The following is an 8,573-nucleotide window of genomic DNA, read 5'->3' as shown; positions in this document are numbered from 1 at the left end:
TCACCGTCAAGGCTTGCTGGCAGGCGTCAATGGCTTGCTCCAGGTTGTCGGCTCGATTGCCTCGGATGCGGTTGAAGTAGGCACTTGCCAAGTTATTCATGGTTTGTGCCCAGTCCACCGGCATGTCCTGCTGGGTCGTCACCGTCAAGGCTTGCTGGCAGGCGTCAATAGCTTGCTCCAGGTTGTCGGCTCGATTGCCTCGGATGCGGTTGAAGTAGGCACTTGCCAAGTTATTCATGGTTTGTGCCCAGTCCACCGGCATGTTCTGCTTTGTTCTCACCGTCAAGGCTTGCTGGTAGGCGTCAATGGCTTGCTCCAGGTTGTCGGCTCGATTGCCTCGGATGCGGTTGAAGTAGGCAAGTGCCAAGTTATTCATGGTTTGTGCCCAGTCCACCGGCATGTTCTGCTTTGTTCTCACCGTCAAGGCTTGCTGGCAGGCGTCAATGGCTTGCTCCAGGTTGTCGGCTCGATTGCCTCGGATGCGGTTGAAGTAGGCAAGTGCCAAGTTATTCATGGTACCCGCCCACTGCACCGGCATGTCCTGCTGGGTCGTCACCGTCAAGGCTTGCTGGTAGGCGTCAATAGCTTGCTCCAGGTTGTCGGCTCGATTGCCTCGGATGCGGTTGAAGTAGGCAAGTGCCAAATTATTCATGGTGGCTGCCCAGTCCACCGGCATGTCCTGCTTTGTTCTCACCGTCAAGGCTTGCTGGCAGGCGTCAATGGCTTGCTCCAGGTTGTCGGCTCGATTGCCTCGGATGCGGTTGAAGTAGGCACTTGCCAAGTTATTCATGGTTTGTGCCCAGTCCACCGGCATGTCCTGCTGGGTCGTCACCGTCAAGGCTTGCTGGCAGGCGTCAATGGCTTGCTCCAGGTTGTCGGCTCGATTGCCTCGGATGCGGTTGAAGTAGGCAAGTGCCAAGTTATTCATGGTACCCGCCCACTGCACCGGCATGTCCTGCTGGGTCGTCACCGTCAAGGCTTGCTGGTAGGCGTCAATGGCTTGCTCCAGGTTGTCGGCTCGATTGCCTCGGATGCGGTCCAAGTAGGCATTTGCCAAATTATTCATGGTGGCTGCCCACTGCACCGGCATGTCCTGCTGGGTCATCACCGTCAAGGCTTGCTGGTAGGCAGCAATGGCTACCTCCTGGTTGAGCCAGCGCTGCCCTAGGGGAAATTGATTGATTAAGTTGCCAAACTCAACAAGAACAGCCGCTACAACTGGTCGTTGCTTAGGGTTGCTTGCTAGTAACGCTGCTGCAAGCTGGGGCAGGATTTGTAAGAGCGCTAGATTGAGCTTGTCTTGATGCTGTGCCAAAAACTGATAGACTTGCTGAGTATTACTTTGACTATCTACAATCAGCTGCAAGACTGCGCATAGAAATTGCTCTGCATCCTCTGGTCTCTCCTCAGTCTGAGTATTCATGCCTCCCAAGTGTGCTGCCAACTGTTGAGCAAACTGCCGTAACCATCCTGCTGCTTGTGTATTGCCTTGCTGCTCCAGCGAATCGGCATATTGCTGCATTATCACCAGCAGCCCTCCATCGACCAGTTCAGCTTGCTCTTGCAAAATTGCAGCTTCCTCGCCGCTCGCACAACTCAAGAGCTGCTTAATAAGGGCTACATATGCCTGAACGTGCTGCTCATCCATGCTTTTTACTCTGCAAGTCGTCTTACCCAACTTCACCAAGTTTCCCCAGTTTTCCAGCCAATTCGGGCTGAGCTTCATACAAATCTGTAAAAATTCGTCCCTATATTAGCTTTCCTATATCAGAAGCTTCAGCCTGATTCACCTAATGGCTTATTAGGGCTTTCACTCAAAAGCATCTCAAGCAAGGCGGAAGTACCATGCAGCTACAGAGGAGCGATCACCTGCGTCAAATCCTCCGGCGTCGCCTCTACATAACGGCAAAGTAACCGATCTATTGCAAGTTGATGATAGTGAACCCAAAGAGGGCAGTCCTATTTCTTAAAGAAGGATGGAGAATAATCGCCATTCCTAGAGAACTCTCCAGATGAGGCTCCTAGAACCAGTCATTTGTCTCTGCTCATTACGAAAATGGAGTACCTCCAAAAAGTAGCGGCTGGGCACGACGGTAAGGTTTTCCGTAATTTGCATCCTGGAAAACCTGCTGTCTTCTCTTGCAATCAAGAAGGAATTTTTGTAGCCTTAACATACGTTTGTACTATTCGCTTATGGCTACTCACGACCCCACCTCTGCTCCTAACTACTCGCTTGACCGAGAGGAGTTGTTACGGATTCGCAAGTTGAAGCTTCTGACCAGCGATCGAGACTACGTTTTCTTTGCACTACAGATTGACTACCCAGGTAAGCTCAATCCTGCCATTGACGTGGCTGCCTTTTGCAATCGCTGGAAGCTAGATGACGGCGACCTCTACAAAGCTCTAGGTGACCTGCGGAAAAAGGGCATTGTCGTCTCTATCTCCAGTCGCCTAGACATTGAACTGTCCTAGATTTTTCTAGCCCGTGTAATTGCTCTGTCAGTCAACAATCCCTGCTTCAACGTGAGTCATCAGCAAGTAATGCTTTAAGATCTGCCAATATTTTTTCCAATCGTCGCTGCTTCTTGGGGTTATCCCATACTTTAGACCGCCTTGCTAAATACAAAACGTCACCAATCTGGCTCTTTAAAGAAGGCTCACTGTCATTATTCGGTCTAGGGGATTTGAGGATAGCTATCCTATCCTTAATTTGATTTAGGGATAAGTCTTGAGAAATTGCTTCCTCTAAAAGTTCTTTACGCTGGTCGTCATTCTTCACACGAGCAATCGCTTGCGCCTTGGTGTAGGCGATCTTGCCACCTCGGAGTGCCTCAAGGATTTCTGGCGGCAGCCGGAGCAGAGGTAGGCGGGTCGTTGCAAAGGACTCCCAGGTAATCGTTCCTACTTCAGCAAAAACAGCTTGAACTACCTGAGCTTCTGAGTTAATCAAAACGTTTTGATTAACTGTGCCGATCGCCTCATTCCGCATTTTATACAGGAGTGGAGGAACGTCGATCGGTGGAATTTTGAGCCTTAGAGCTAGCAGTTGAAGGATTCCTTCTGTCTCCTCAACAGGGTTCAGATCCTCACGCTGCAAGTTCTCAACCAGAGCAAGCTGTAGTGCTTCCTCATCACTCAGTTCTCGAATTGTCACTGGGATATCAGTCAGTCCCACTTCCTGGGCTGCTCTAAATCTTCGTTCCCCAGCGACCAGTTCATACGCCCCCTTCTTCCTAGAAGGTCGTACTAGGACCGGCTCAAGGACACCGTGCTGCCGAACAGACTCCGTAAGCTGCCGAAGCTTTTCAGGGTCAAAGTAGCGCCGAGGCTGACTCGGTGAGAGGGTGATTAAACTAATTGGGAGGCTCTGCTTATCTGAAGTGCTTTCAGTCTCAAACTGCCACTCATCCTTCAAACTATTTCGTCTTGCCATAGCTCAAAGCCTCTTCAAACAGACTGTCATAATCCTTAGCCGCTGAGGCTGCAGCTTCTCCCGACATCGTAAATACTGTTGCAGCTTGTCCAGGTGCATCAGCGATCGCTTGGCGCTGGTAAATTACAGAATTCATCAGAACAAAGCCCTGAGTATTACTCAAAGCTTCCTGTGCTTCCCGCATTAGTACCGTCCCCCGCGCTGCACGGCTCAGAAACATCGCAGCCTTGGGTGTACCCTTTCGGATCTTCTGTGCCTGATGGACTAGGCGCACAATGTCCTTAGCAGAGAGCAAGTCTAAGTTGGAAGGCTGTACTGGGACGATCGCCAGATCCACACTGAGTAATACAGACTTAGCTGGCTCACCTAGAACAGAGGGGGAATCGACAACGACTGAATCATACTCCTCAGATAGCTTTGCGATCTGGTCAAACAGGTCATCGGGATCATCAATTACGACAGAGGGCATATTGAGCTTCTTGAGCCACTGACTGGAACTCATCTGACCATCTGAGTCAATCAGGATCACACGTTGCTGCTTCTGAGATAGCCAATATGCTAGATGGACAGCCGTCGTTGACTTACCACATCCCCCTTTTCTGTTTAAGACGCCAATGAGCATTGCTGTTCTGATAACCTCTTTGCTCTTTATGATGCCAGGAATTGCATCTTTGGTTGACTAAAATCCTGCTAATTTTAAGCCAAAAACATAAGGTTGTGTCACGATAAGGGACTGAACCGCAGATTTCCAGAGTGCTAGTTTTGTGAGCGATCGCCGGCTTTCCCTGCCCCAGGGCTACGATGATTTTCTAAATCGACTCAAAGAGCGCATTAAGACTGCTCAGGTAAGGGCAGCGCTGGCTGTAAATCAGGAACTGATCTATCTCTACTGGCAAATCGGGCGATCCATTCTTGAACAGCAACAGAGTGAGGGATGGGGAACCAAGGTTATTGAACGTTTGGCGAAGGACTTACGGAAGGAGTTTCCAGAGATCAAAGGGTTTTCCCGCTCCAACCTGGGTTACATGAGGGCTTTTGCAGAGGCATACCCAGATGAAGCAATTTACCAACGCAGCGTTGGTAAATTACCGTGGCGGCACAACATTACCCTCCTCGACAAGCTAAAGACCCAGGAACAAAGACTTTGGTACGCAGAGAAAGCTATTGAAAATGGCTGGAGTAGAGATGTCCTAGTCTGGCAAATTGAAAGCAATCTCTTTGGACGGCAGGGTAAGGCTGTCACCAATTTCGATCGCACCCTGCCTCAACCTCAGTCAGACTTGGCAAAGGAGTTAATCAAAGACCCCTACAACTTTCAATTCCTTTCCATACAGGGTAACGTGCAGGAACGCGAGCTTGAGCAGGCTCTTGTCCACCACATCCGGGACTTCCTGATAGAACTGGGCATTGGATTTTCCTTTGTGGGCAGTCAGTACCATCTTGAGGTTGACGGTGAAGACTTCTACCTAGACTTGCTCTTCTACCACCTTAAGCTACGCTGTTTCATCGTAATCGACCTAAAGATGGGAGAGTTCCAGCCTGAATACTCTGGCAAGATGAATTTTTATGTGTCAGCGGTGGATGACCTCCTACGCCATCCTACTGATAACCCTACGATCGGACTGATCCTTTGTAAGTCTAAACGGAAGACCAAGGCAGAGTATGCCCTGCGAAATTTGAACACCCCGATCGCGGTGGCAACCCATGAGCTACCTGGAGGGCTTCAGGCAAGCCTCCCTTCTATAGAGCAGTTAGAGATGGAGCTAGAGGCGATCGCCTCTGATATAGAGAAAAATTTACCAGAGTGACGTGGTTATTATCCTGCATGACTTTGCACGTATCCTGTCTCATCCCCTTGTTTTTTGGGTTTGCAGGAAGATATATCCGTCGTTCTGAAACTTTGCCGAAAATAAGTGTTGAGCGGATTGTTGTAGTACACCCGAAACTCGCTCTATTGCGTTGACCCTATTAGATAAACTGCCGAACTTACTCATTTTCAGCAGTGTTCCCAAGTATTACGATACGTTAGCAGGGCTGCGACCAACTTGTATGGATTTCAGAAACTGCGCGACCCATAGCTTCGGTTGAACCGATTGTTAGCTGTCATCTGCTGTGGTGGCCAATTCGTTTGAACCTCGCAGCTCATTTTGAAATAAGGCACACCTCCCTCGCACTACCTCAAGGAAGCTGCCTTGCAGCTTTCATCAAAAACTCGAATATCAGATCGCTTCGATAGGGTTCGCTCGAATTCTGCCCGTCTGAGTAACGAAAATCTGCCCGTGTCTCATCAGAGTTTCCGAGAACCGTCAACTCTGATGAGGCGACACGGGCAGTCTGGTCTTCAACACGAGCGACGAAACGGATGGGAGTGTTTGCGTTGGCTGGAAAGAAGCGTGTGTTGAGGAGAGTCTTCTGGAAGAAGACATTTGACACTGGAGCATCCGATTCGTGTTCGGCTACTTGATTGATGAGTGCCTGTTGTGACTGACCGCGAATCTGAGTTTCATTAAGCCATTCACGGAAAAGTGCAGACTGTGGCAGGGCGTTGTGCAGTCCATCTATAGCTTGAAGGAAATCGGCATGGATAGCGCACACGAATTGTGCCGCAAACGCTTGCCGCTGTTGATACTCAATGTCCCTCTGCGCCTCTTTGCGCAACATAGCTGCGTTTAACTCATTATCGTTCAACGAAAATTCTCCCGTTTCTGTCAAGGTCAGTTTTCGAAAATTCGTTGCCAACTGGGCAAGCGTGGGTCTTACCTCAGGACGGATGTGGCTGGTTTGGGCAATTAAGACCATCGTGTGATGAATCCTAGGTATCGCAGGAAACTTTCGCGTGAGGTCGAACTCGTCCAAGAACCAGACAGGTCCTGGAAAGACCACATGTCGCTGCCCATTCACCATTGCCCAGAATACCTTTCCGAGACTGAAAACATCACCTTTCTCGTCGACAGTCTCGATGCGCCCGATGCTGTACTCCGGTGGCCGATAAGCCCATGCGCCGATAGCGCGATGAGTCGGTGTCAATCGCTCATCCTCTGCAAGGTATGCGCAGCCGAAGTCGCTAAGAGCAAGTTGGATTTTGCCATTACGTAACCGATACAGAAGATTCTCTGGCTTGATGTCCCGATGGTGAACCGGCTGTGGTCTGGATGCCAACCGCGCAAGTGTCTCGACAATTGGAAGCAGCGCATCTGCTACTTTTTTCGGCTGGCCAGCAAACTCACCAATCACTGTAGCGAGGTTGCCATCGAGCAATTCCATAACGATTTCGATTTCTCCAGCTCGCTTCCGCACTTCGACGATAGGAACAATTGCAAGTTCAGGCTCTCCAGCCAATTCTCTCAGGATCTGAGCTTCGCGAGCAAAGCGAGCTACGGGCTCCCTCGACGCGTTAGGCCTCAAGCGCTTGATGGCATATGTGCCATCTGTCCAAACATGAGCGTTGCCACCGTCGCCTTTGTGTTTCCAGGACAAAGGTATTCCCTCGTGTTTAGGATTCCACGGGGGTCCCTCAGCATCAACTTCCTTTATGTCCATGAGTCATTGTCTACAAGAAAGACGTCTATTGTTCATATGAATGGCAGCTAACGCTCCGCTTCACCCACCGTTAATAACTTTTCGGACTCAACCAGCTATTTTATACGGTCGGCGTGCAAGCGGAGCGTTAGCTTGCATAACTTTTAGTTTTAGCAAAAACTAATTCTAATCACCTCTATAAAATCGATTAAGCCATCTCCATACGTTGAATCTTACGAAGCGAAGGAGAAATACAAATATAAAGCAAACATATAAGGTTAGTATCAACGAATTAACCATTGTTGTTTCTGTAATATTTTTAGGAATGAGAATATCTTGAATACCCCACAAGCCAAACAGAATGCCGACCGAAACTTCAAGAAAAGTTCCATTATCTGCTATAAAAAACAGAGAAGTAATCAATAAAAACAATGATCCGAGTAATATTAATGTCAAGGCTCTATAGGCAATTGGTCTATAAAAATAAACTTCGATATACGGTTCTTTCCCATCGATGTTTTTGAGCAAGATCTTCTCATCTGATTTAGGTGCTGTAACCCAGCCAGCGATCTCATAGTCAATTATTCTTTGTTTCTCACCATTATTTTCATATAGGGTGATAGCTGGAAAAATTGTTACAGATCGCTCATCAAATGGAAAATAGTAAATAGATTGCTCACTTATTATAAGCTTTTGTTTCAGCCCTTCAGAATTATTCTTATTCCTCAGTAAATTATATCCATTCAACCGAATTTGCTCGCTTCTTGAACAGCCATAAACATCATATCCTCCAATATCCCCTGCGCCCCAACCAGAGGAACTGCCTCCGAAAGAAGGGCTGACCCTGTAAGGGAGTTCATAACCAGAATAAGCACCCAAAAGGGTCATTCCGTCAACACAGATATTGGGGGGAAGAACAATGTGGTCTAGCTCAAAACCTATAGAGTTTGACGACTTTTCAATCTCATAAATATGAAAAACAATTAATGGTTTACTTACTTTCTGTAAGTAAAGATTTCCAAATTCAGATATCCCTAGGTTTTGACCAGTAATTAAAGGGATGATTAATGATAGGAGTAGAAAAAGAGTCAAAAGAAGAATACTGACAATACTTGTCTTTAATATTATTACTATTACTTGTCGTGAACGATGTATCGCTTCGCGTGTATTAGCAATTCCTGTCTTTAAAGCAGTTACTATCACTCGTCGTGAGCGGCGCATTAATTCGCGTATGGTTCTCTTGATCATTGACTTTTGTTAATTTGGTAGAATTATGAAAAGTCACTTCCTATCTACAGACTCAAAAACTGATCTGAGGTTAATCGCCTATAGTATCTTTGTCTAAAGTTATTCTGGGGATAGTCATAGACCTTATTCTAACGGGCGATTATCATTAATTTGATTCTCATGCCAACGTGTAACTTTCAGATGGTACCCCCAATAACTCAGCTAACTATTATTATTATTAGAGAGATTTTTTCTGCCAACCCAACCCAGAACCGGGCAGATCGGCAGAATTTTTTTGCTAATCATTCCAAATCAGGTGGATCGACAGAATTTTTTCGCATAATAGGCTTTTTTAGGTGGATCGGCGGAAATTTTCCGGATATCTTCACTTACG

Annotated in this window: 7 protein-coding genes; 2 read left to right on the top strand and 5 right to left on the bottom strand. The window is 47.6% G+C overall.

Features of this window, described 5'->3' with window-relative positions:
• Positions 1–1,726 (bottom strand): tetratricopeptide repeat-containing protein (locus NDI45_RS24640; protein WP_348249269.1); only part of this gene is annotated, 1,726 nt, incomplete at its 3' end.
• A gap of 467 nt (positions 1,727–2,193) precedes the next feature.
• Between NDI45_RS24640 and NDI45_RS24635 the strand changes: the two genes are divergently transcribed.
• On the top strand, positions 2,194–2,472 hold the full coding sequence (locus NDI45_RS24635) for a hypothetical protein (RefSeq protein ID WP_348249268.1): 279 nt from the start codon (positions 2,194–2,196) through the stop codon (positions 2,470–2,472).
• 46 nt (positions 2,473–2,518) lie between these two features.
• Here the strand turns inward: NDI45_RS24635 and NDI45_RS24630 are convergent, their stop codons facing one another.
• Both NDI45_RS24630 and NDI45_RS24625 read right to left on the bottom strand, forming a co-directional pair.
• Positions 2,519–3,433, bottom strand: coding sequence for a ParB/RepB/Spo0J family partition protein (locus NDI45_RS24630; protein WP_348249267.1), 915 nt, complete (start codon positions 3,431–3,433; stop codon positions 2,519–2,521).
• Positions 3,417–4,055 (bottom strand): AAA family ATPase, encoded by a 639-nt coding sequence (locus NDI45_RS24625; protein ID WP_348249266.1) that lies wholly within the window; start codon positions 4,053–4,055, stop codon positions 3,417–3,419. Before NDI45_RS24625 ends, NDI45_RS24630 begins: the two co-directional genes overlap by 17 nt.
• A 142-nt stretch (positions 4,056–4,197) precedes the next feature.
• Between NDI45_RS24625 and NDI45_RS24620 the strand changes: the two genes are divergently transcribed.
• A complete protein-coding gene (locus tag NDI45_RS24620) occupies positions 4,198–5,241 on the top strand; it encodes a PDDEXK nuclease domain-containing protein (protein ID WP_348249265.1) in 1,044 nt (347 codons plus the stop codon).
• Between the two features lie 370 nt (positions 5,242–5,611).
• Here NDI45_RS24620 and NDI45_RS24615 read toward each other — a convergent pair whose 3' ends face one another.
• Together NDI45_RS24615 and NDI45_RS24610 are read right to left on the bottom strand one after the other, a co-directional pair.
• Positions 5,612–6,910 carry a protein kinase gene (locus tag NDI45_RS24615; protein WP_348249264.1) on the bottom strand — a complete coding sequence of 433 codons (1,299 nt, stop codon included), beginning with the start codon at positions 6,908–6,910 and terminating at the stop codon, positions 5,612–5,614.
• A 228-nt stretch (positions 6,911–7,138) separates the two neighbouring features.
• On the bottom strand, positions 7,139–8,200 hold the full coding sequence (locus NDI45_RS24610; protein ID WP_348249263.1) for a hypothetical protein: 1,062 nt from the start codon (positions 8,198–8,200) through the stop codon (positions 7,139–7,141).
• Positions 8,201–8,573 lie beyond the last annotated feature (373 nt).

The sequence above is a fragment of the Leptolyngbya sp. GB1-A1 genome (assembly GCF_039962475.1).
In the GTDB taxonomy this organism is placed as follows: Bacteria; Cyanobacteriota; Cyanobacteriia; order Elainellales; family Elainellaceae; genus Leptolyngbya_A.
The sequence above is the reverse complement of the archived record's forward strand: the minus strand, read 5'-3'. Positions and strand labels throughout refer to the sequence as shown.